At 70.1% G+C, this 23,536-nt stretch carries 17 protein-coding genes and 1 pseudogene; 11 read left to right on the forward strand and 7 right to left on the reverse strand.

The genetic code is table 11. The features are described 5' to 3' along the window. Window positions 1-27: 27 nt before the first annotated feature. Window positions 28-384, reverse strand: a complete 357-nt coding sequence (locus JOE48_RS24425) for a hypothetical protein (RefSeq protein WP_210033583.1) — start codon at window positions 382-384, stop codon at window positions 28-30. Window positions 385-585: 201 nt separating this feature from the next. On the opposite strand from JOE48_RS24425, the gene JOE48_RS24430 reads away from it, so the two are divergent. Beyond that, the gene (locus JOE48_RS24430; RefSeq protein ID WP_210033584.1) at window positions 586-741 is read left to right on the forward strand and encodes an HAD domain-containing protein; all 156 of its coding nucleotides are present in this window, start codon (window positions 586-588) and stop codon (window positions 739-741) included. A 141-nt stretch (window positions 742-882) separates the two neighbouring features. Here the strand turns inward: JOE48_RS24430 and bcsN are convergent, their stop codons facing one another. From bcsN to bcsA, 5 genes are read right to left on the reverse strand one after another with little or no spacing between them, the layout of a single operon-like run. Continuing rightward, entirely contained in the window at window positions 883-1,842 is a 960-nt protein-coding gene (bcsN, locus tag JOE48_RS24435) for a cellulose biosynthesis protein BcsN (protein WP_210033585.1), read from the reverse strand. Further along, complete coding sequence (locus JOE48_RS24440) at window positions 1,839-3,848, reverse strand: hypothetical protein (protein ID WP_210033586.1); 2,010 nt, start codon at window positions 3,846-3,848, stop codon at window positions 1,839-1,841. The genes bcsN and JOE48_RS24440 overlap by 4 nt, the downstream gene beginning before the upstream one ends. Then, window positions 3,833-4,984: a glycosyl hydrolase family 8 gene (locus JOE48_RS24445; protein ID WP_210033587.1), complete on the reverse strand. Its 1,152-nt coding sequence runs from the start codon at window positions 4,982-4,984 to the stop codon at window positions 3,833-3,835. The genes JOE48_RS24440 and JOE48_RS24445 overlap by 16 nt, the downstream gene beginning before the upstream one ends. Beyond that, a complete protein-coding gene (locus tag JOE48_RS24450; RefSeq protein ID WP_210036027.1) occupies window positions 4,981-7,572 on the reverse strand; it encodes a cellulose biosynthesis cyclic di-GMP-binding regulatory protein BcsB in 2,592 nt (863 codons plus the stop codon). Before JOE48_RS24450 ends, JOE48_RS24445 begins: the two co-directional genes overlap by 4 nt. 5 nt (window positions 7,573-7,577) lie before the next feature. Next, window positions 7,578-9,962 carry a UDP-forming cellulose synthase catalytic subunit gene (bcsA, locus tag JOE48_RS24455; protein WP_210033588.1) on the reverse strand — a complete coding sequence of 795 codons (2,385 nt, stop codon included), beginning with the start codon at window positions 9,960-9,962 and terminating at the stop codon, window positions 7,578-7,580. Between the two features lie 436 nt (window positions 9,963-10,398). Here bcsA and JOE48_RS24460 point away from each other — a divergent pair, with 436 nt between their 5' ends. Together JOE48_RS24460 and bcsS are read left to right on the forward strand one after the other, a co-directional pair. Next, a complete protein-coding gene (locus tag JOE48_RS24460; protein WP_210033589.1) occupies window positions 10,399-12,813 on the forward strand; it encodes a response regulator in 2,415 nt (804 codons plus the stop codon). Between the two features lie 164 nt (window positions 12,814-12,977). Beyond that, window positions 12,978-13,793, forward strand: coding sequence for a cellulose biosynthesis protein BcsS (gene bcsS / locus JOE48_RS24465; RefSeq protein ID WP_210033590.1), 816 nt, complete (start codon window positions 12,978-12,980; stop codon window positions 13,791-13,793). 58 nt (window positions 13,794-13,851) lie between these two features. On the opposite strand, the pseudogene JOE48_RS30530 reads toward bcsS, so the two are convergent. Next, window positions 13,852-14,139 (reverse strand): annotated as a pseudogene (locus JOE48_RS30530) (inorganic diphosphatase); the annotation flags it as partial. Window positions 14,140-14,666: 527 nt separating this feature from the next. Between JOE48_RS30530 and JOE48_RS24475 the strand changes: the two are divergent. From JOE48_RS24475 to JOE48_RS24510, 8 genes are read left to right on the forward strand one after another with little or no spacing between them, the layout of a single operon-like run. Continuing rightward, entirely contained in the window at window positions 14,667-16,598 is a 1,932-nt protein-coding gene (locus JOE48_RS24475) for a methyl-accepting chemotaxis protein (RefSeq protein WP_210033591.1), read from the forward strand. After that, window positions 16,591-18,072: a chemotaxis protein CheW gene (locus JOE48_RS24480; protein WP_210033592.1), complete on the forward strand. Its 1,482-nt coding sequence runs from the start codon at window positions 16,591-16,593 to the stop codon at window positions 18,070-18,072. The genes JOE48_RS24475 and JOE48_RS24480 overlap by 8 nt, the downstream gene beginning before the upstream one ends. After that, entirely contained in the window at window positions 18,069-19,175 is a 1,107-nt protein-coding gene (cheB, locus tag JOE48_RS24485) for a chemotaxis-specific protein-glutamate methyltransferase CheB (protein WP_210033593.1), read from the forward strand. The genes JOE48_RS24480 and cheB overlap by 4 nt, the downstream gene beginning before the upstream one ends. After that, window positions 19,175-19,747 (forward strand): HEAT repeat domain-containing protein, encoded by a 573-nt coding sequence (locus JOE48_RS24490; RefSeq protein WP_210033594.1) that lies wholly within the window; start codon window positions 19,175-19,177, stop codon window positions 19,745-19,747. The genes cheB and JOE48_RS24490 overlap by 1 nt, the downstream gene beginning before the upstream one ends. A gap of 4 nt (window positions 19,748-19,751) precedes the next feature. After that, window positions 19,752-20,615, forward strand: a complete 864-nt coding sequence (locus JOE48_RS24495; protein ID WP_312893364.1) for a protein-glutamate O-methyltransferase CheR — start codon at window positions 19,752-19,754, stop codon at window positions 20,613-20,615. After that, a complete protein-coding gene (locus tag JOE48_RS24500; RefSeq protein WP_210033601.1) occupies window positions 20,608-21,012 on the forward strand; it encodes a response regulator in 405 nt (134 codons plus the stop codon). The genes JOE48_RS24495 and JOE48_RS24500 overlap by 8 nt, the downstream gene beginning before the upstream one ends. Further along, complete coding sequence (locus tag JOE48_RS24505; RefSeq protein ID WP_210033602.1) at window positions 21,009-23,282, forward strand: chemotaxis protein CheA; 2,274 nt, start codon at window positions 21,009-21,011, stop codon at window positions 23,280-23,282. Before JOE48_RS24500 ends, JOE48_RS24505 begins: the two co-directional genes overlap by 4 nt. Further along, window positions 23,282-23,533 carry a hypothetical protein gene (locus tag JOE48_RS24510; RefSeq protein WP_210033603.1) on the forward strand — a complete coding sequence of 84 codons (252 nt, stop codon included), beginning with the start codon at window positions 23,282-23,284 and terminating at the stop codon, window positions 23,531-23,533. The genes JOE48_RS24505 and JOE48_RS24510 overlap by 1 nt, the downstream gene beginning before the upstream one ends. The last annotated feature ends 3 nt before the right edge of the window (window positions 23,534-23,536 follow it).

Here is a 23,536-nt window from a genome sequence, read left to right on the forward strand (position 1 = left end):
GGGGCGAGTCATTAGTGAGCGCGGCGTTCAGGCGCCAAATCGCAGGCGGATCTGCCTGCCCTCGCGCGATATTACTTCGCATGATTTGTTTAGTGCCAGGGCTGCCGAGATCAGCCGGAGCTTATTGGGAATTGGCACATCAGAATTGAGCTCGATGAGTGCCTCACGCAGATTGCGAGACCAGATGACACACGCGCGGCGTTCTTCGGGTTCGCCGAAGTACACTTGGCCGGTCTTGAGGCGCGACCTGAAAAGGTCAAAATTCTCGATTTTAGCCAAGAAAACCTCCACAGAATTAGAGAGGTGTTCACGCACTACAACAGAGATGCGATATTTCGATGCCGGATCATCTGACGTGATCAGCATTGAGCGCGGCGTTTGCACTGCCGCCCTTCCCCAGCCGCTACCTGTCTGGATCGTCGTATCCGACCTGTCGCGGCACCCAATCGGCGTCTTGGCCGCCGATGGGGGGCATCCTCCGCTAGTCCGAGGGACATGCACCGCGTGTGCCACGCGAGGGGTGCAGACCGTCACGGCGGGGGTTTGTCCGGCATCAGACCGCAAGGTGTTCAGCGGGAGAGCCGCATGACGCCGATCCTGTTCCTCGACGTCGACGGCGTGCTGAATTGCAGAGCGACCTTCATGGCAGGCGGGGAGCGGGTGTGGCGCGTCGATGCCGACAAGGTCGAGCTGCTGAACGAAGTTGTGCGCCGAACTCGCTGCCAGGTCGTCGTATCCTGAACTTGGAGAAAGGCCGTGTTCCGGGGGCCGGACGGATGCCGGGCGATCCTACGGGCGCGCGGCGTCCGCGTGTCGTTCGCTCGTGACTGGCGCACACCCAGCTCGCACGATGGTATCCGTGGTGACGTCCCCCCAGGCGCCTCAATTCGGCGGCCGATAGGCTTCCGGAGGCAGGTCGCGGAAGAAGGTTTCGCCGGGTGCCTGGCCCGGAGCCGGCTTGGGCGCGATCCCGCTACCGCTCCCTTCCGTGATGTAGCGTTGGCTGCCCGGCTCCGGCAGGACGGGAGCGGGGGCCTGCGGGTTCGGCGTCACGATGTAGCGCTTCTGATCGGTCGGCACGCTCGAGGCACTTGGTGGAGGTGCAACGGGCGGCGCGACAGGCGTCTGCGGTCGTTGCACGATGGGCGTCTGCGGTCGCGGGTTCTTGTCCGTCTGCGCCTCGGCGGCAGCCGGCCGGCTGGGTCGGCGGACGGCCGCCTTGGGCCTGCCCCGAGGCGGCTGCACGCGCACGACAGTCGGCGGCGGACGCAGGCCCGGCAGCGTGATCCGGAGGTTCTCCACCGCGCGCGTGAGGTCGCCGAGGCTCGCCTCGGCGGTGCGGCACAGCCTGATCCGCAGCGAGATCGCGCGGCGCGCGAGCGGCTGCGCCTGGAACAGCGCGGGCGGCTGCGCGCCGGCGACGCCGCTGCGGCCGCCCTCGATCCATTGCCACGCGTAAAGGCAGTCGGCACCCAGCGCGATCCCCACAGGACCGTAAACGTTCCGAAGCGGTGGCCGCACGGTCATCGCCTGTCCCGGAAACCGGACGGCAATCTCCCCGGAGATCCCGAACTCGCTGGGCTTGGCCAGTCGCGGCGGGAAGGCTAGCAGCAGGTCGGCGGTCTCCTGGCGCAAGGCGATCTCGGCATGGTTGCGGCCGTCTCCGCCGGCATAGCGCAGCCGCTGGTCGAAACCGTCGCGCTCCCGCGTCTCGATCACCGCGGTGAGGGTCCCGGCGCCTGGCAGCGACAAGACCGGGATCGTCTGCGCATGCACTGCGGCGGGCAGGAGGAGCCATGCCAGCGCGCAGTGCCGGGCCGCGTAGGTCGCCGCGCGCCTCACGGCGTGGCCCGCTCGGTCGTGGCGGAGGTGTCGTAGGCCGAGCGCGCGGGCATCTGGAACCGCTTCGCTTCCGAGTTCTCGGGCCGCCCACGCTCCGCCTGCTGGTCCTGCCACAGGGTCCCGACAGCAGGCGGCGACAGGAGTTCCGGCTTATCGACGCCGCGATAATCCGGCAGCAGGGCGTAGCCGAACCGCTCGTAGGGCATAGGACCCGCGCCGGGCACGCGGCGCGCCACCAGGGGCGGCGCCTGGGTCGCGGGCTCCTTGGCGTTGGTTCCCGCGGGAATGGGCTCGGCCAGGACCCGCACGAGCCCCGGCGGCGGGTAGCGCAGTGCGTTCTCCATCGAAGTCGCCAGGGGGAACTCGTTGCGCTGGACGGCGAGGGGTTTCGCGTCCGCGGCGGCCGGCGGCAGGTCCGGCCGGGGTATCCGATTGGCCGGAGGAGTCTCGGTCCGCGCCGCGGGAGCGCCATGGCGCCCGGGTCCGGCCGCGGGGGCGGTAGGTGTGGGGTCGCAGGGCAGCGGCGACCCGCCGGCCGCCTCGCGGAACAACAGATCCACCACCTTGGGGAAGAGGCCGTCGTAACGGTTCACGACCTCGAGGTACGGCCGCTGACGCTTCAGCCGCTGGAGCGTGAGGGCGTAGCCGAAGACGGTGCCTTCGCTCGGCATCCAGGCGACGGCCCGCTGAAACCATTCCAGCGCCGTGTCGAACTGGCAGGAATTGTAGGCGTACCACGCGAGCCCCTGGGCGCCTTCGCCCGAGGTGGAGGCCGTCACGACCTGGGCGTAGCGGGCGATGCGCGCGGGCTCGATCGCGGGCGGGCGCGGCAGCGTCAGCTTCTGCTCCAGGATGTCGATGTAGAGCAGTTCGTTGCCGACGAACCGGTCGCGCCACGCGTAGGCGACCTCCTCGGCCTCGCGCGCCATGTCGAGCTGCCGCAGGGTCAGCGCGAGCCCGTGGGCGACCATGGCGTCACCGCCCCGGGCGATCGCCTGCTTGAACCATTCGAGCGCTTCGCGGAATTGGCGGCGCTTGTAGGCGTACCACCCGAGGAGGCTGGTCTGGCTGGGATCGCCGCTCTTGCGGGCGCCGGTCTGGAATGCCGCGAGATCGCCGGGTGTCGGAGTCTCGGCGCTGTCCTCGTGAAGGAAGGCGGCGATCCTTGCGCGGGTGATGTCGAGGCGGATCGCGTCGAACTCCGAGGCCCCGTTCGCGCCGCGGTGGCCCATCTCGATCAGGCGTTCCGCCTGGGCCATGCGCAGATGGGCCATCGCCTTCTGAATGGTGGCGAGGCGCACGCCGGAATCGGCGCTGCCGTCGAGGATCGACTTGTAGAGCTCGAACGCCTCGTCGCCCGAACCGGAATCGCCGAGGGCGTCGGCGATCGTCCAGATGCTCTGGACGTCGAGCGGATCGAGGGCGCCGGGGTCGGCCCGGTAGAGATCGATGATGGTGCTGGCATCCTTGCCGGTGAGCGCCGTGATCCGGGACCGGAACTCGGCCCGGCGGAGCTTGCGGGCCAGTTCCTCGGAGGGCTGCCAAGCGGGATCGATCGAACGTCGTGCGGCGATTGCCGCACGCAGGTCGTCGAAGCGCCCCGCGGTGAAGAGGTCCCAGAGGGGCGCCTCCTCGGGCGGGCTCGGCTGCAGCGCGTCGAGATCCGGCGGCTCGTTCCAGCCCGGATAGAGCCGTTTGAGACGGGTGATTTCGGCCTTCATCCGCGCCGTCTGCTTCTGCGCCGCGTAGTAGCGCAGGGCGCTCTCGTCGACCATGTCGTTCGTGCGGGACGTGGCCGGGTCGGCCAGGATCGCCGGCGCGCGCGGGCCGTCGCCGTAGACGATGCGCGGCTCGGACCGCGCCGGCGCAGCAGAATTCTGCGACAGGGGGCCGGATCGCGCGTCGACCTGCGCGGCTGCGGGCGAGGCGGCGAGCGCCAGCACCAAAAGACAGGGGGCGGCCGGTCGGAGTCGGGCCGACGGGAGACCAGTCAGGACTTGAGGCATGACGGGTAGCGCATCCGGGCAGCAGTCAGGGCAAGGAGGCTCAGAGTTGCCGGATAATAGTTCTGATTGCCGATATCGCCCCGCGCATCTTCCGGAAAGGGCGTGCCGTCGAGGGCACAGGCCACCAGGGCCGAGAGCCCCAAGTAGCCGGCCTCGGTGAGCCATTCGACCTTCCGCCCGTCGCCGGTGTCGACGATCGGCAGCCGTTCCCGCTCGGAGCCAGACCATAGGGCCTGGAACGGCGCGAGGTCGTCGGGCCGCACGAGCCCCGCCCAGACGAGGTAGAGCGGGATGCGGATTGCGTTGTAAGAGAACAGAGGCGGGAAGCCGGTCGCAGGATGCGGAGCGTCCTTGGCGGAGATCCATTCCGTAGGCAGGTTGCTCGGTCCGAAGCGGGACTTCCGGAGCAGGGCGAGGCCGCTGCGCGTCAGGGCCGCCCAGTCGTATTCCGGCGCCACGAGGGCGAGCCGCGGGAAGGCGGGGAAGATCCAGTAGGAAAGGTTGACCAGCGGACCGTCCGGGCGCTCCCGGGCCGAGAAGCCCGAGACCGCGGGCAGCAGCAACGCCCCGTGCGGGTCCCGGAACAGAATGGTCTTGCGCCCGAACTCGATGGCGATCCGACGGGCGGCGGTGCGGTAGCTCGGTTCGTTCCAGGCCTCGGCCGCCTCGGTGAGGGCCCAGGCGACGAGGATGTCGCCGTCGGTGGCGTTGTTCATGTCGCCCACCGCCGGCCGCTTGTCGGGTGACCAGCGCCACGCTAGCAATTCGTCGCCGCGAACCATCAGGTTGGCCCGGGTCCAGCCCCAGATCCGCTCGAAGCTGACCCTGTCTCCCGCTGCTACGGCGAGTAGCATGCCGTAGCCCTGGCCCTCGCTGTGGCTGATTTGACCGTTGGCTGTGTCAACCACCCGGCCCTGATCGGTGATGAACCGGGAGCGGTAGGCCCGCCATGCGGTATCGTTGCCGAGCTTGCCGACGAGGCCCTGACTCGCCGCCTTGGCCTGAGCGGGCTGCATGCCCGGTTGCGCCATACTCGGTGGCACGGCAGGCCCGTCCTGCGCCGAGGCCGCAGCCGCGGGGAGCATTCCCGCGACGAGGAAGGCGGCGGCGATGGGCGCACGGTCGCGGCGGCTCATGAGTTCTTCCTGCCGACGTTGCGCACGAGGCTCGTGGTGGCGAGGCCGAGGCAGAGGGCCATCGCGAGGGTCATGCCGACGTAGTACTCCGTGTTGATCGACAGCCACGCCGCGGACACCAAGCGCAGGTTGGCCAGGGATCGCGGCTGCGTCTCGACGATCTCGATCCGCTCGGGCCGGGACGTCATGAGCGTCCCATTCGACGCGTCGAGGAAGGCGGCGCTGCCGCCGAGCCTCGCCCAGACCACGGGATCGACGAGGCAGGAGACGGACGCCTTCAACAGCGACGCGTTCGGCGCGGTGACGATCACGGTGTTGCTCGACTGAACCGGCGGCCCCTCGGCGATCAGCAGCGAGGCCGTGGCCGGGACCTCGACCATCGCGTCCGACTTCACCTGCGCCGTCACCGTCTGAAGCAGGGATTGCACCGCGTTGGTAATCCCGATCCAGACGGAGTCGAGGGCGGCCCAGATCTGGCGCGAGCTGCGCGTCGCCGCCTCCCAGCGGTCGATGAGCTCACGGTCCGACGCGGAGCCCGGAGAGGTGGCCGGGGCTGAGGTCGTGGGGGGCGCGGCGCTCGCCTCGCCCTGGGACGCCTGCGCCTGCTGGGGCTGGACGGGCTGTGCCGGGCGCACTTGCGGGATGAGGGTGGGCAAGGCGCAGCGCATCGGCAGGTTGCGACGCAGGCGATCGAGCGTGAGCACGCCCTCGGGGCCGAACTGGCCAGGTGTGGCGACCATATCGGCGCGGCCTTCCCAGACCCGCTGGATCTGCTGCGGATCGAAGCCGACCGATTCCAGGAGCGCCGGATCGAGGGCGCGGGCGGGCGCGACAACAAGTTGGCTCGTATCGGAAGCCACCTGCTGCTGGGTCACCACCTCGAAGTTGATGACCCGCTCGGATGCCATCGCCAGTCGGGCGGCCAAGGTCGCGGCGGCATCGGCGCTGTCGCGGTCCGGCGTCGGCAGCACGAGGCGCGGACGCTGACCCGGGACGACAAACGGGACGGCGCCGCCTTTGATCGCCGCGAGGTCGGGACTGCGCGCCGCCCGGGCGAAATGCGGAATCTCGATCCGCGAGCGGTCGAGGAACAGGAAGCGCGCCTGCTTGGCCGCCGGACCCAGCGTGTCGCAGACCGGGTCGGTGGCGTTCGGCAACTGCGCCGAGATCTCGACGTGATTCACCCCCGGGCGCCAGAGGCTGAAGGGCAGGGGGATCGCGCTGTCTTCGAACACCTCACCGCGCCCGTCGGGAAGCGGGACGCTCGCCGCATTGCGCCCGTTGATATCGATGACGATGCGGGCGTCCGGAGAGAGTCCGGCGACGTAGGCACCGGCCAAGTGCAGCATGACTTTGCCGTAATCGGCCGGGACAAAATCTCCGGGGAAGCGGAGGTCGAAGCCGACATGGAGCAGGCGGCCCGAGAATTCGCGGGACGCCACGCCGAGCCGGTCCAGCGTCAGGTTCTCGCCGCCATGCACGAAGTAGCCGCGGAAGAGCTGAACAGCCTTCAGTCCGTTCGGCGTTCCCGTGTCGGCCGGAACGGCGAGGTTGGTGATCGCTTGACGAACGTCCTCATCGCGGGCCCCGGTGACCACCAGGGTCGGCGGCGTGTTCGGCCGCGTCGGCAGCATGGCGAGGCGGGGCCCAGTGGTCGGGCCGAGCTCGGAGACCCCTTCGACGCCCGCGATCTCGGAGGCGGTGCCGACGACGAGGTTGATGCCGTTGCGGCCCTGAAGGGGAGGCCCGAACGTGACGGTCGGACGGGCGACCCGCCCCACGAGTGAGAGGGCCTGCACCGCCTCGATCATCCGCTCGAGGCGCGCCAGGCTCGGGCGCTCGTTCAGGATGACCTGGATCGGCAGGGCGCCGCTCTCGTCGGGCTCTGCGGCGGCAAGGGACCGGACGTCCATGTCGGTGGCCGTTCCGACCACGAGGCCGGATCGCGACGGGTCGATCTGGGTCCACAATTCGTAGGTCGCGCCGATCGAGCAATCGACGCGGTGGCGCTGGTTGGCGGTGAAGGTCACGGCGTTGTAGCCGGGCTTCAGCAGACCGTCGGCAATGGCGAACTCCACAACCTTCACGGCGCCGGGCGCCTGGATCCGGGTCCAGCCGACCTTGGTGCCGTTCACGAAGGCGTCGAGTTCGGAAGTTTCCGGCGCCACCGAGATCGCCGACAGATACGAGAGGCGCAGCCGTGCCGGTCCCCGCGTCTGCGCCTCGGTGAGGTAGACCGGGTAGCGCAGGGACTCCTCTTCCCCGGTCAGGCGGAAGCCGCGGGGGCCGGACGGAAGCCGGCGCGCCGGCGCGATGGTCGACTGGATGACCGCGCGCGGCACCGTCTGCGGCGCGGCGGCCCGCGGCGCCTCGGGCGGTCGCGGCGTCGATTTCGGATCCGGCGCCGGGGCCTCCGGCCTGCGCGCGACGCCCGCCCCATCCTCGGCCGGCACACGCAGGGCGTTGCCGCTGGGCGGGACCGTGAGCCGCTCCGCCGGACCCGAGCCCAGGAAGCTCTGGGCCAGGGCTGGAACGCTCGCGAGACCGAGCAGCAGCCCCAGCACGGGGAGACGCAGCCGAGCGGCCATCGCCGTCACGCCGCGCTCGTGCGCCGGCCGCGGAGCTCGGCCAGGGTGCGCTCGTTCTCGTAATCCATCATCAGGCGGACCCAGTCGTCCTCGCTCTCGGTGTCGGAGGGTTTGGCGGCCGTAGACAGGGACGGCGCCGCACCGGCCGTCACCGGGCCCGGGACGGACGGCGCCTGGGCGATCACCCCGCCCGGCGCGTCGTAGACCGGGGCCTCCTCGATCGCGACGGGCCGCGGCTGTCGGCTGGCGAGGAGGTAGCGCAGGGCGCGGAACGGCTCGACCAAGCCCCACCACGCGAATTGCAGCGTGCCGGTGGGGATGTCCTTGTGCCGCCGCCGCCGCAGTTGGAAACGCCGCATCGCCTCGGCGTCGCCGTACATGAGTCCCGCGAGCGCCGGGTAGTCGCGGATGGCCAGCGTCCCGAAGTTGACCCGCATGACGAGTTCCTGGCCGTCGCGCGTCGCCTGGTCCAGATGGACCGGCAGCGGCGCGGCCCGGCGCGTGCCGCCCATCGGCTCGACGCTGAGCGTTCCCCGCAGTGGCGGGCGGGTGAGACCCTGATCGAGAGCGCGGCTGAGGAGGCGCAGGGTGCAAGCCTCGGCGGAGACGCGCTCGATCGACACGTCGACGCTGTGCCCGGAGAGGGTGAGGACGCCGCGGCGATCGATCGCCAGCGAGGGCGTGCGTTCGAGCTGACGCCGCTCAGCGCAGACCCCGAGGGAGGCGCCCGCGGTCAGCAGGTTGAAGAAGTTCCACAGCCCGACGACCAGCATCAGGTTGGTCACGCCGGGCTCGTAGAAGTAGCGCCACGCCGCGACGGCGCAGCCGAGCATCAGGAGGAGGTAGATCAGGAAGAACGGCAGAGCCAGCGACGAGATGTGGTCGTGGTCGAGCGTCGCGCCCTTGTTGGTGACGTTGAAGGTCGGCTTGCGGGGCGAAGCGATGACCGAGACGATCGCCTTGGCCAGGTAGACGCCCTGGATGTACTCGTAGAGCTCGGACACGAACGGCCAGCGGAATTTGCCGTAGACGTAGTTCTGGATCATCAGGTTGATGATGATGTAGGTCAGCGTATAGGCGATCGACTCATCCACGCTGGCCACGAAAATCTTCAGATCGAAGAAGATGTGCAACAGCGGCGCGAACATGAAGATCAACCGCGGAACCGGGAAGAACCAGAACGCCATGCTGGAGAGGTAAGCGATCTTCTGAATCGGCTTGAGGCCCTTCTGAAAGACCGGATTTTTCAGGAGCAGGATCTGGAACATTCCCTGGCACCAGCGGGAGCGCTGGCCGATGAAGTCCGTCAGCGTGTCCGGCTGCAGGCCGGCGATCAGCGGCTTGTCGACGTAGGCGCTGGTCCAGTTGCGCGAGTGAAGCTCGAAGGCGGTCTCGCAATCCTCCGTGATGGTGATGCCCGAGAAGCCGCCGGCCTCATCGAGGGCGGTGCGGCGCAGCAGGGCTGCCGAGCCGCAGAAGAACGAGCCGTTCCACTTGTCGAGGCCGCGCTGCGTGACCGCGTAGAACATCTCGTTCTCCGAGGGCATGCGCTGGAAGGTTCGCAGATTGCGTTCGACCGGGTCAGGGTTGAGGAACGCGTGCGGTGTCTGAACAAGGAACAGGCGCGGATCCTGTGCGAAATAGCCGACGGTCTCGGTGAGGAACGAGCGGAACGGGACGTGATCGGCGTCGAGCACCGCCACGAGGTCGCCCCTTGCATGGGCGAGGCCGTTGTTGAGGTTGCCCGCCTTCGCGTGTTCGTTGCGGGCGCGGGTGAGGTAGCGGACGCCGAGTTCGTCGCAGAGCGCCTGCAGCTCGCTCCGGCGGGCGCGCGCCGCCGCGGCCTTGGCGGAGTCGGCATCGCTGCACTTCTGGTCGGTGCCGCCGTCGTCGAGCAACCACACGGTGAGCTTCTCGGGCGGGTAGTTCAGCTGCCGCGCCGCCGCCAGGGTCATGGCGAGGATCGCGGCGTCCTCGTTGTAGCTAGGCACGAACACGTCGACTGGGGGTAGGTCGGCGGCCGGGGCGGCCGGCGGCGGGGCGCGCCGCAGCGGGTCCGCGTTGATGATCAGACTGACGAACAGGATGAAGACGCAGTAGAGCTCGGCCACCAGCAGGATCAGGCCGAACCCGAAGCTGACAGGGTCGCCCGGCGAGGGCAGGGTGTTGGTGAGCCGCCACAGGATGTAGCGCAGCACGACGAGGCTGCCGAGCGCCATGAAGACGAACCGCGTCCGGGGTCCATCGAATACGGCCCACAGCACGATCATCACCGCCATGGCGGCGAGGCTCATGGCGAGCTGGGCCTGCGTCCCGACCGGCTGGCTGAGCAGGGCGAGGCTGGCGACTGTCGCCCCAAACCAGGCCAGCCAACGCAACGCCTGCCTCACGCTACAGCCTCCCGGGCCAAAAATCCCTCGGATCGAGGTGCAACGGCTCTATAGTCGGGTTTGTACAGCGATGAGGGTCAATGAACAAATCCCCTCGTAATATCCGCGCCGTTCGATTTGATCGGAAATTACGGTTAACTTAGGAATGTGGGCATCCGAGACGACCGACGGCGTGGTGAAGTCGATCGGGCTGCGACACCAGAATCAAGACACGCTGTCGCGTTCAATACATTAACGATTCGTCTCCGAGCTTCGCAGTGATCAGTGGCGGCGCGGCTCATGCGACGAAGAGCGCCACGAATAGTCATGACGAGGCGCGTCGCGCGCCAGGCAGGCCGCGTCCGGAACAGATGTCGGAGCCTGGATGCGCCGCGGGCCTTAATCGACCCTTAACGAAAATCGAGCCTCGCTCGGTACCGACCCCTCGGGCGTACGGATGACCGCGAAGCCGCTGCAGATTTCCCTCGGATTGCTGAACGCGCTGCAGGTGGCGATCGCCGCTGCGGCCGGGTTCGCGGCCGCCATGCTGATCGTCGCTCCGGCCGCTCAGCCCGGCACCGCGTCGTCCCAGCAGGAGATGGTCGGCTCGGCCTCGCGCGCCTACGTCGCCGCCATCGCGGCGCGGCTGCGGCAGACCGTTGGTGATGCGCGCAACGCCGCCCTGACGCTCCGCGACGAGGAGCGCCTTCTTTCCCCCGACCAGCGCGCCGCACGCCTGCGCGCATGGCTCGACCTGAACCCGGTCTACCGGGACGCCGCGCTTGTCGCGCCGGACGGCACCGTGCTGGCAGCCCAGGACGAGGGCCGCATCGGCAGCAGCGTCGCGCGGCAGTCCTGGTTCCTGCGTGGCCGTGCGGCCGGCGTGATCGTCGTCACCGACGGGGCGGAGGCCGACTCGCCGTTCGGGGCCGCCGTCGCGTTGGGTGAGCGTGGGCAGGACGGCCTGCTGCGCCTCGACGCCAACCCAAGCTACTTCACCAAGGTCGAAGAGGACGTGCGCCGCGCCGCGGCGCTGCCCGAGACACTTGGGTTCCTCGTCGCCACCCCGGACAGCCGGGTCCTCGCCGGGACCCCGGACGCCTTCCGGACGATAAGCGTCTCGGCCACGACGCCGATGCGCGTCGCGGCCGAGATCGGTTCCCCGGGATGGCTGGTGACGGCGCAGGCCACTCCCTCCGGCGAGCCGCTCGCCGCGGTGCCGGACTGGCGGATGCTCGGCATCGGCCTCGCCCTCGTGGCCTGCGCGGCAGCCCTCGGCTTCGTCGCGGGGGAGCGGCTGACGCGACCGCTGCGCCGCCTCCTGAAGGGGGAGGGCGAGACCGATGGCGAATCCGATGCGCCCCACATGTGGATCGGCGAGTTCGCGGCGCTCTCGGACGTCTTCGCGGGCCATCGCCGCAGCGCCGGGCTTATGTTGGCCGGCGCCGGGTCCGATTTCGCGCGGCTCAAGGCGCGACTGACCACTTTCGAGTCGATTTCCGGCTGGGCCTGCTGCGAAATCGATCCCGATACCGGCCGCACCTTGCTGGATTCCCGAACCGCGGGCGAGCCCGACGGCGCTCCGTTCGCCGCCTGCTTCGTCGCCGACGACCGGCCCGTTCTCGACCGGGCGCGCTCCGCCGCCCTCGCGGCCGACGGTCCGACCGACGTGGTCCTGCACCTGCGCGACTGGCCGGAGCAGCAGGTTCAGGTGAGGCTGCACTGCCTCGCCGATGCCAGAGGCGACCGTCGGCTCTTCGCCCTGATGCGGAAGCTTTCGGGCGGCGAGGCCACGACCCTTTCGCCACCGATCGAGCCGCGCCGCAACCTCGTCCTGCGGCGAGTGACCGACGGCATCGTCCACGAGTTCAACGACGTCCTCACCGTCGTGCTGACGAATCTCGCGCTGCTGACGCGTCGGCACGCCCTCGGGGACGACCAGGAACGGTTGGTCGGACGAGCAACGGCCGGCGCGCGCCGGGGCGCTGCGCTGACCCGCCGGATGCTGCACCTCGTGCGCGGCGACGAGACCGGCATCACGCTCGCCGAGACCGACCTCGCCACCACCTTCGAGGGTTACCTGCCGTTTTTGGCGGCCAACGCCCTTGGCGAGATGCCGGTCCTCAACCGCATCCCCGCGGGGCTGCCGCCCGTCCTGTGCAGCGAGCGCGTGCTGGAGCTGCTGCTCCTCAATCTGGCCTTCCATATCCGCGACGCCGGCCTCGCCGGCTTCGCCATCGCGGCGGTCGAGGGCATTCCCGAGGATGTGAGCGCCGAGGCGGCGTCCTCGGCCTACGTCCGGGTGCTCGTCAGCAGCGGTCGCCGCCCCGCGGCCGCGCCGCTGCCGGTCGGGTCGGGACCGACCCTGGCGACGACTGCTGCGCTGGTCACCGAGAGCGGCGGTATCTGGCGCCTCATCCGCGACGGGATCGGCGCCGAGCCCTTCCTGGCCGAATTCTGGCTGCCCGCCGCGCCCCGCATCGCCGCCAAGCTCCCGCCGGCCCTCTCGATGGGCCTGAAGATCCTGCTCGTGGAGAGCGACGGCCTCGTGCGAGCGAGTGTCGCCGAGGTGCTTGGCGATCTCGGACACGCCGTGGTGCAGGCCGCCTCCGGGGCGCACGCCCTCGAGGTTCTCGCCCGCGACGCTTCCTTCGACGCGATGATCGTCGATCAATCCATGCCGGTGATGGCGGGCCTTCAGCTCGCCGCCACCGTGGTCGAGCGCTATCCGGAGATCCGGATCATTCTCGCCAGCCCGCACGGCCAGTTGCCGAAATCCGCCGACGCCTTCCTGCGCATCGACAAGCCCTTCCGCAACGAGGACCTCCAGGTCGTCCTCGACGTCGCGGTGAAGCGCGCGCGCGCCGCCTGATTGCTTCTCGCTGCGCCGCCCGTGCAGCCGCCAGGAGCGCGCCCAGGGGCCCGATCTTGGCGGCTACATCCAGGTCGAATGCCAGTCCATCCAAAATCGAATGTTAATCATTGTCGCTGAGTGTTGGTTAAAGCGTAAATCGTACCTTAACGGAGCCGGTGAATATGGGCGGGACCGCAGAACCGACTGCCCGACGTCCTTTCGCTCCGTTCACGACTGCTCTGGCCTTCTCGTGCGCCTGCGCGGCGGCTTCCGCCTCTAGCGCGGCAGCCGCCGACCTTCCGACCCGGACCGCGGGCGTGGACTGGTACACCGGCGCCTCGCAGCAGGCGGTCGATGACAGCTGGGCCGTCGCCGTCGACGGCTCGACCAGCGTCACGTCGAACAGCTCGGCTTTCGGCGCCGTCACGGTGACGGCCGCGCCCAACGGTTCGCCCACGCAGGACGGCCTGCGGGTCCGCGTCGATGCCATCGGTGGAACCTACTCGTATCCCGGCCGGTCCGTTGCGACGCGGGTGACCGGCTACCAGCAGGAAGGCGCCCTGCAGGCGGGTTATGAGTGGGTCTGGAAGGACGCCGCTCTCGCCGGATTCATCGGATTCAACGTCCGCAGCAATCAGCTGTCCGTCCCCGATCCGGGCAACCCGGTCGTGGGCACGGGGGTCGGATTGAAGGTCGCCGGCAACTTCTACGCGACGCCGACCGACCGGACGATGGTCTCCGCCTACGGCTCATACTCGACCAAGTTCAATGCTTACTATTCCCGCCTACGCGTCGGCTACATGCTCGCTGACGGCGTCTATGTCGGGCCTGAAGTGCTGTTCCTGGGCGACGATTTCTTCCGGCAATATCGCATCGGTGCACATCTGACCGGCGTGCGGTTCGGACCGGTCCAGATGTCCGTGGCCGCCGGCTACGTCCGCGATAGGGTTCAGGGCTCCGGCTATTATTCCAGCATCGAGGCCCGCTCGACGTTCTAAGACCACCTGGGCGCGTTAAGGTCGAACGGCGACCGGACGCGGCGTCAATCGTGCGGGCCGTCACCGCTACACCGATCAGACGGTCGTTGCGCTCCCAGGCGCCGTCGCGCTCTCGCTGCGCGGCCGCGATGACGCCGACCAGCCGCGCCTCCAGCACGCAGTCCGGGAAGGCGGGCGCATCGAGCAACAGCAGGACGTCGAGCGGGTCGCCGTCGGCGCCCTTGGTCGAGGGGATCATCCCGGAGCCGTAAGGGAAGGTCGTGCCCTCCGGCAGGACCAACTTGAACAGGAAGGCACCGAGCGCTTCCGCGTAGGCGTACCTGCTCGGGCTGGCCTTGGGCGTCACGACGACGATGTGGACGTGGCCTGCCTCGCCGAATGTCGGGAGGCGGCCGAGCGGCGGGGGGCGGGGACAAGGCGGCGCTCCAGCGCGGCACCCGGGGATGGCGCCCTAGGTTGGGGAACCCGGGAGGGGGCCCCGGGTCCGCGGGAGCGCCCGTGCGGTAGCCGGGCGAGACCGTGCGACCTGTAGTGATTGGGCTTGCCATTCCGGCGCCGGCACCTGCTCGCGTCGGTCGGTCCCGAGGCGGATTCGGACGCAGTCGCGCGCTCCACGACGATGCGCTGTCGTTCGGGCGGGATCGGCTGGATCACCTCTGATGCCAGACATCGTGATCCCACAAGGGGCGGCGGCCGCCTTTCATCCGCGCGGGCGGGGACATGGGCGCTCCGAGCATCCACATGCAACCGTACGATACTGCCGGGTTATCCTTGACCGCAGCGTCCTCAGGCTTAGAACCGCGGATTCTACTTCCGAACCCTCCTCACCCTTGCGTTCGGCAGGAAGGACGGTCGAACGCGAGTGAACCGTCCATGGCGCTGGTGAAGAGGACGCGGCTCGCGCCGCAGGAAGAATCCGCCGATGCCGGCGCGAGTGTTCCGAACCCTTCCCCGGTCACGCCTATCCCAGCCGGACGCTCGCGCGAGCGGTCCCGTGCGAGGCGGGAGAAGGCCGCCGAGCGGCTCGCCGCCGCGACGGAGGAACTCGCGGCCGGGATGATCGAGGCGTCGTCGGCCGCCGAGGAACTGCGCCGGTCGATGGAGCAGATCGCCTCCGGCGCCGAGGAAGCCGCCGGGGCCGCGCAGGAGTCCATCGGCGCCATCGAGGGCATCGCCGCCCGTCTGTCAGAGGCCCGGGAACGGGCGGACGCCTCGCGTCAGTCGACCACGGCGTTCCAGACGCAGCTGGCGGAGAACGGCGTTCAAATCACCACGTCGGTCGCAGCCGTGCAGGCCAATTCCCACCGACAATCCGCCACGGTCACTTTGATCGAGGAGCTCGACCGTGGGGCCGCCAGCATCGGCGAGATCACCGGAACGGTCGAGCACATCTCCGACCAGACTAACCTGCTCGCCCTGAACGCCGCCATCGAGGCGGCTCGTGCCGGCGAGCACGGGCGCGGCTTCGCGGTCGTCGCCGACGAGGTGCGGGCGCTTGCCGAGACGTCCGAAACGAGCGCCGCCGAGGTCCGAACGCTGGCCGAGGCGATCCGCACCGAAGTCCGCGGTGTCGGCGACATCATACGCGCCGCGGCCCGGACTGCGACGGCCGAAGCGGAGGCCGGCAGCCGCGTAACCGAGAGATTGGAGGCGGTCCGCTCGGAACTCGGCACGTTGTCGGAGGGCGCGCAGGGCATCCTGGCCGCCGCGGTCGAGGCCGAGACGGCCATCCGAGAGGCGCAACGCGGCGCGGAGCAGATCGCCTCCGCGGCAGAGGAGCAGGCCGCCGCCGCAGGGCAGGCCCAGCAGGCCGTGGCGCAGCAGACGCAATCCCTCGACCAGGCTCAAACGACCGCGCAGGCGTTGGCGGGTCTCGCCGACGACCTGACCGGCAGCGGCTCGGTCCGGGATCGAGCCGAGGAGGTTGCCTCGGCGGCCGAGGAACTCTCGGCCACGGTCCAGGAATTGGCCGGGGCGGCCGGCGAGATCCTCGCCGCCATCGACCAGATCAGCCGCGGGACCGCCATCCAGAGCGCCGCCGCGCAGCAGTCCAGCGCCGCGATGGCCCAGGTCGAGCGTAGCGCCGCGGTATTCAGCTCGAATGCGACGGCCGCCCGAGAGAGCGTCGCCGGCATCGGGGCGACCATGCGGGACGTGCGCTCGGCGGTCGACTGTCTCGCCGACGGCGTCGAGCGCTCCCTCGGCGAGACCCGCGCCTGCCTCGCCCGCATCGGCGAATTGGAAGGCAGCAATCGCCGCATCGAGAAGACCGTCGGCTCTATCGCCCTGGTCGCCGTGCAGGTGAACATGCTCGCGGTCAGCGGCGCCATCGAGGCGGCCCGCGCCGGCGAGGGGGGTCGGGGTTTCGCCGTGGTGTCGAACGACATCCGCGCGCTGGCCCGCGACGCGGCGGCGAACGCGGACCGCATCCTCGACACCGTGCGCGCCATACAAGATGGTGTTGCCGCCGTTCGACGCGCGCTTGAGATGGTCGTCGCTGCGTCCGAGACGGAGGCGCAGCGCAATCGGGCTCTGGTCGTAATTCTGGCCGGCGTCGAGGAAGACATCGCCCGACTGGAGGCTGGCAATGCCGACGTCCTGACCGGGGCGGGCGCCATCGTCGTCGCCGCCCGCGAGGGCCTGACGGGCGCGCAGCAGATCGCGGCCGCGGCCGAGCAGGCTGACCGCGCCTCCAGCGAGGCCGCAACTGCGGCGCGCCAGCAGTCGAAGGGTGCCGAGGATCTCGCGGCGAGCGTCGAGGAAATCGCGTCGCTCGCCGACGAGTTGCAGGCCGCGGATGCCTGAGACCGACGGCACGGGCGACCGACGCTACCTCGTCTTCACGCTGGGCTCGGACGACTTCGCCCTCGATGCGGGCATCGTCCGCGAGCTTCTCCGGCCGCCCAGGCTGACGCGGGTGCCCGGCGCACCGGCCGCGCTGGCCGGGCTCACCAACCTTCGCGGTACGGCCCTACCGGTGCTCGACTTGCGCCGCGTCGTGCGTCCGGGATTCGAGCCCGCCACGGAACCGACCCGAGTCGTCGTGGCAGAGGCGGCCGAGGCGGTCGGGCTGTTGGTCGACCGCGTCGTCGCGTTCTCGGCAGGCGCGGAATCTTTCGAGGAAGAAGGCCCATCGAAAGTCCGGCGTCTCACCACCACGGCGGGATCGGGGCAGGTTCGCGTGCTCGATCTCCCGGCCTTGGTCGCGGAAGCGTTTCCCCGTGGGCGTGCCGGCGCGTCCGCGTCCGCAGGCGTCCGGCATGGACGGGATGAGGTTGCCGGCGCGGCGGATGCGGAGCGCGTCGCGCTGGTTTCCTTCACGGCCGCCGGGCGATCCTACGCCTTGCCGCTGGAGCGGGTCGCGGAGGTGCTCGCGCTGCCGCCGGACGTCGTGCCGGTGCCGCGGGCCGGGACCGCCGCCCTGGGCGTCGTCGCGCTGCGGGGCCGGGTGCTTCCGCTGCTGAACTTGCCTGCGCTGCTCGGCCTCGCCGCGCCATTGCCGGGGGCGGACGCGCGCATCGTCGTCGCGCGCCTCGGAGGAACGGAGACCGGCCTCGTCGTCGATGCCCTAGGTCCGATCCTGCGGCTCGCCCCTGATGCCGTCGATCCGGTGCCGTCGGCGTTGAGCCGGGGCGGCGCGACCGCCGTCGACGCGATCTGCCGGGTCGATGGAGCCGGGACGCTCGTCTCCGTGCTGTCCCCCGACCGCCTGTTGGAAGGGACGTCCGTGACCACCTCGACCGTACGCTCCCATAATCCCAAGACCTCGGATGTCATGGCGAGAGATGCGACCGAGCAGGTCGTGGTCTTTGACGTCGGGGGCGAAAGCTACGGCGTAGCGGTCGGCGCGGTGCGGGAGGTTCTCCGCGTCCCGGAGACCATGGCGCGCCTGCCCCGGTCGCCGGACCTGATCGTCGGAGCCATAGACGTGCGGGGTACCGTGCTGGCCGTGGTGGACCAGCGACGACGCTTCGGCCTGCCGCCCGGCCAGGCCGGCCCGCGCCGGCGCATCGTCGTGCTCGAAGCCGGTGGCAACGTCGCCGGCCTGCTCGTCGACGGTGTCTCGCGCATGCTGCGCCTTGACGCGGCCGCGATCCGGCCGACGCCCGACTATTCCGGGGACGCGGAGAACGCCATCGACCGGGTCGCAACCCTCGACGATGGCAGCCTTCTGCCTATCGTCGACGCCTCGGTACTCCTCGCCGGCACGGACCGCAGCGTGCGCGCTTCGACGAAGCGGCCGCGGCGGCAGGACGCCGGCGCGGAACCCGCGGCATGATCCGCCTCCTGGTCGTCGACGACTCGGCGCTGATGCGCAAGCTCCTCGGCGGCGTGTTCGCGCAGGAACCGGACTTCGAGTTGGCCTTCGCGCGAGATGGCGATCAGGCGCTGGCCGAGCATGCCCGGTTCCGCCCGGACGTGATCACCCTCGACGTCAATATGCCGGGCCTCGACGGCCTCGCATGCCTCGACCGCATCATGCTGGATCGTCCGACGCCGGTGGTGATGGTGTCGTCCCTGACCGCGGATGGCGCGGAGGTCACGCTCGACGCGATGGAGCGCGGCGCCGTCGACTTCGTCGCCAAGCCCGGCGGCGCCGTCTCCCTGGAGATCGACCGCCTCGGTCCGCTGATTGTGCAGAAGGTCCGGGCGGCCGCCCGCGCCCGCCTGCGTCCGACCCTGCGCCTGGCAGAGCGCATCCGTGCCAGGAGCGCCTCCTCGGCCCGCGTCGCGGCGGGATTGCCACCGCGACGAGCGTCCGTGCCTTCGCCTGCGACACCGCCCACGTCGTCGCCCGCGCCCGGGCCGGTCGAGGGTGTCGTGCTGGTCGGGACATCCACGGGCGGACCGCCCGCGCTCGATGCCTTGCTGTCGCGATTGCCGGCGGATTTTCCGTGGCCGGTCGTAGTTGCACAGCACATGCCCGGCAGCTTCACCGGGCCCCTGGCGCGCCGGCTCGACGGTCTGTGCGCCCTACGGGTGCAGGAAGCCACGCGGCCGATGCCGCTGGCTTCGGGCAACGTCTACGTGGGGAGGGGGGACGCGGATGTGACGCTCGCGCGCCGCCCCTCCGGACTGGTCGTGCAACCGGTGCCGGTTCATGCCGATTACCTTTGGCACCCGAGCGTCGACCGCCTCGTCGCGAGCGCCCTCGAACTGGTCCAACCCTCACGCCTGATCGGCGTGCTGATGACCGGCATGGGCCGCGACGGCGCCGCGACGATGGCAGAGTTGCAAGCGAAGGGCGGCCGCACCATCGCAGAGAGCGAGGAGACGGCGGTGGTGTGGGGCATGCCGGGAGAGCTGGTCCGGGCGGGAGGCGCCACCGTAGTCTCGCCGCTCGACGACATCGCCGACGCGCTGCTGGACATGGTGCCCTGATGCCGCTCGTACGCCGCGATCCGCCCCGTCCGCCCGAAAGCACGGGCGTGTCTGCAGCCATTCCCGCCCCACGCGACCGCACCAGCCGCACCGGGGCGGCGGACGATCTGGGGAATGCCCTTGAAGCGGAGACGGACCCGCGCGCTCGTGAAGCTGTTCTCGCGGCGCTTCTGGCCATAGCCGATCCATCCGCCGCCGCCGCGCTCGCCCGGCACTTGCGCTCGGAAGACGCGTCGCTGCGCAACGCCTGCATCGAGGCGCTCCAGGCGATGCCCGCCGCGGCTTCCTCGGTGCTGCCCAGCCTGCTCGCCGACGCGGACGCCGACGTCCGGCTGCTCGCCACCGAGATCGTGCGGACTCAGCCGACCGAGGCCGCAAATGGCATGCTCGCGCGCCTGCTCGAGCGCGAGACCCACCCGAACGTCTGCGGTGCAGCTGTGGAGGTGCTGGCGGAGATCGGGACGTCCGATGCGGTGCCGTCGTTGCGTGCCGCCCGGAGCCGGTTCTCATCGGAGGCCTTCCTGCCCCAGGCCATCGACACCGTGCTCGCGCGCCTCGGATCGGGGCGTTGAGCGCGTGTCCGAACCCACATCGCCGGTTACCGATGCCGACTTCGCGCGCTTCTGCGAGTTCCTGTACCGGCGCACCGGCATCCTGTTCACGCCGGCCAAGCGCTATTTCGTCGACCGGCGCCTCGCCGAACGCATGCAGGCCACCGCGTCTCGCTCCTTCGCGGTCTACCTCGCCCGCTTGCGCGCCGACACGGACGGCGAGGTCGAGAAGCTCATCAACGCCTTCACCATCAACGAGACCTATTTTTACCGTGAGGACCACCAGCTCCGCTGCCTGACCTCCGCGCTTCTGCCGGAGCGCGTCACCGGCAAGCCGTCAGGGGCAACCGTGCGGATCTGGTCGATGCCCTGCTCGACCGGCGAAGAGCCTTATTCGGTGGCGATCTGGCTCCTGGAGAATTGGCCGGAGGTCGACCGCTACGATATCGAGATCGTCGGCTCGGACATCGACACCCGCGCGCTCGCCGCCGCGGAGGAAGGCCGGTATGGTGAGCGCGCGCTGATGCGGCTGAGCCCGGATCTCGTCGCCCGCTATTTCGTGCGCGAGGAGACGCGTCTCGGCCCGGCCTGGCGCATCCTTGCGGACCTGCGCGGCTCAGTGCGTTTCACCCCCTGCAACCTCACGGAGGCGGCAGCGATGGCTACGCAGGGTCGGTTCGACGTCATATTCTGCCGCAACGTCCTGATCTACTTCGACGACGCCTCTCGACGCGTCGCGGCGGACAACATCTTCGATGCCCTCGTCCCAGGCGGATTCGTCTGCCTCGGCCACACCGAGAGCATGAGCCGGATCTCCCCTTTGTTCAGGGTCTGCCGCTACGATGACGCCATCGTCTATAGGCGGCCGCGCGAGGGCGAGCATGTCTGAGACCGCGACCGCACCCGTCGAGCCCCCCCGCGTGCTCGTCGTCGACGACGCGAGCCTGGTGCGGATGTACTATCGGGGTGTCCTGGAGAAGGCGGGCTTCGTCGTCGACGAGGCGCTCAACGGCATAGAGGGGCTGGAACGGGTACTGGGCACGACCTACGACCTTCTCGTCGTGGACGTGAACATGCCGAAGATGGACGGCTTCAGCTTCCTCCGCGCCCTGCGGGGTCGCGAGGTCCCGATCCGGTCCATCCCCGCCCTTATGACAAGCACCGAGGCCGGCGACGGCGACCGGGAGGCGGCGCGAGCCGCGGGCGCGAACTTCTATCTGGTCAAGCCGCTCTCCGAGGACGCGCTTGCCGCGCATGCCCTGGCGCTCGCGGGACGGCGCCCGTGAACGAGCTTCTCGAACAATTCCTCGCCGAGACGCGGGAGCTCGTCCAATCGGCCACGGAGGACCTGCTCGCGCTTGAGGCGGCACCGGGCGACGCAGAGGCGGTGAACCGGGTGTTCCGCGCCTTCCACACGCTCAAGGGCTCCGTCGGCCTGTTCGATTACCCGCCGTGGTTCGCGCTCCTGCACGCCGCCGAGGATGGCCTCTCCGCGGCGCGGGTCGGGACCCTCGCGGTGGATGCCAAGCTGATCGACCTCTCGCTGGAGACCCTCGATGCCACGGCGCGATGGGCCGACGCGGTGGAGGCGACGACGCGGCTGCCGGCCACCGCCGCGACCGAGGCGGCCGATCTGGCCGAGCGGTACCGTTCGCTCATCGGGCGCAAAGCGAAGGTCCAGGCGGCTGATGCGGCAGCGTTGCCGGGATGGGCCATCCGTCTCGCCGACCCTGCCGACGTCAGCGGCAAAGCGCTGACCGCGGTGCGATACCTGCCCCGGAACGACTGCTTCTTCTCAGGGGACGACCCGCTCGCGCTGGTCCGGAAGGTACCCGGCCTGCGGGCCGTCTCGGTCGAACCGGCCACGCCTTGGGAACCGGGCGAGGAGTTCGACGCCTATGCCTGCAACCTCGTCATCACCCTGCTGACCGAGGCCCCGCGCCCGGAAGTTGAAACGGCCTTCCGGCTCGTCGGCGACCAGATCACGGTCATTGATATGCCCGTGGCCGGCGCACGGACCGTGGTCGGCGAGGTTCAGACCGGGGTCGGCCCCACGTTGCCGCCGGTCGTCGCAGCAATCCTCGCGGAACAGGTCCGCGTGCTGGCCGCCGCGGGCGATGGGGTCACCGACGCGGGCCGTTCGGAAGCCTGCGCGCGAGCGGCGGCGAACGCACTCCGGTCGGTTGGCCGTTCCGTCGACGCAGAGCAGTGCGCGCGGGCGCTCGAACGCGGGCTGGATGCCCTCCGGGCGGCCATCGATGCCGTCCTGACCGGCCGGCCGGACACCGCTTCCCTCACCGGTGCCGAGGAGGATAGGGGCGCGACCGAGTCCCCCGTTGGAGACGCGGCCCGTACCCTGCGGGTCGACGCCGCCCGGGTCGACGGCCTCGTCGCCCTGGTCGGCGAGCTCGTCGTGGCCCGCAACGCCCTTGGCCATCTCGCCGCCCGGGCCGAGGCCGGCGAGGATGCGGGCACGCTGGCCCGCGCGATCCGCGAGGCCGACGCGAATATCGGGCGCCTCGCGACGACGTTGCATCGGAGCGCCGTCTCGCTCCGGCTCACGCCGCTCTCAGGGGTGTTCCGCCGTTTCACGCGTCCGGTGCGCGAGGCCGCACGCGGCCTCGGCAAGGAGGTCGTCCTCGAGGTCGAAGGCGAGGACACGGAGGCGGACAGGAGCATCGTCGAGAACCTGTTCGAGCCATTGCTGCACGTCGTGCGCAATGCGGTCGACCACGGCCTGGAGGATGCGGCAACGCGGCGACGAGACGGCAAGCCCGGAGCCGGGCGCATCCGCATGGCAGCCGGGCAGGACGACAACGGCATCGTCGTGTCGGTCTCTGACGACGGGCGCGGGATCGACCCGGACTTCATCCGCCGCCGGGCATTCGAGCGCGGCTTATGCTCGCCCGAGGCGGCCGCGACACTCGATGACGAAGCTGTCATCGACCTGATCTTCGCGCCGGGTTTTTCGACGGCGGAGAGCGTCGGCGCCCTGTCGGGTCGGGGCGTCGGCATGGACGTGGTGCGTGCGGCGGCGGTGCGCATGGGCGGCCGCGTCTCGGTCGAGAGCCAAGTCGGCCTTGGCACCATGATCCGCCTGCACCTGCCCCGGACCGTCGCCCTGGCTCGCATCATGGTGGTCGAAGCGGGCGGGGAATCGTACGGCATCGCGATGGACGCCGTCGTGGAGGTCGTTCGCAGGCCGCGGACGGCCATCCATGCCGTCGCCGGCGGGCGCGCGACGGTCCTGCGGGACCGAACCGTTCCGGTGTTTCGGCTCGTCGATCTGTCGGGGCATGGGCACGTTTCCATCGCGGCCCCGGAGGCCTTGCTCCTGGCCATCCGGGTGGGTCCGGAGACCGCCGCCCTGGAAGTCGACCGCGTCGAGGACCGCATCGAAGCGGTGGTCCGGCCGCCATCCGGCCTCGTGGCGGCCCTGCCGGGGGTGGCAGGCACGACCCTTCTCGGCGACGGCCGCGTGTTGCTCGTGCTCGACCCCGTTTCCCTGCTCGCGGCCGAGCCGACGGTGGACCAGATGGCTCGGGAGCAAAGGTGATGGCCGTCGTACGCCGGACCGACGCCGGGTCGGGAGCGCCCATACGCCTGGAAGGGGTCTGCCCGGTCGAGGACGCCGAGACGCTCGCCCTGCTCATCCTCGAAGACCGCGCCGCCTCGGTGGACTGGACCGCCTGCACCCGCATGCACACAGCGGTGTATCAAGTCCTGCTCCGGCTGCAGCCCAGCGTGCGAGGAACTTGCGGCGACCCGTTCGTCGAGCGTTGGCTGACCCCGTTCCGGCCAGGATAAAGT

Source organism: Methylobacterium sp. PvR107 (assembly GCF_017833295.1).
Taxonomy (GTDB): Bacteria; Pseudomonadota; Alphaproteobacteria; order Rhizobiales; family Beijerinckiaceae; genus Methylobacterium.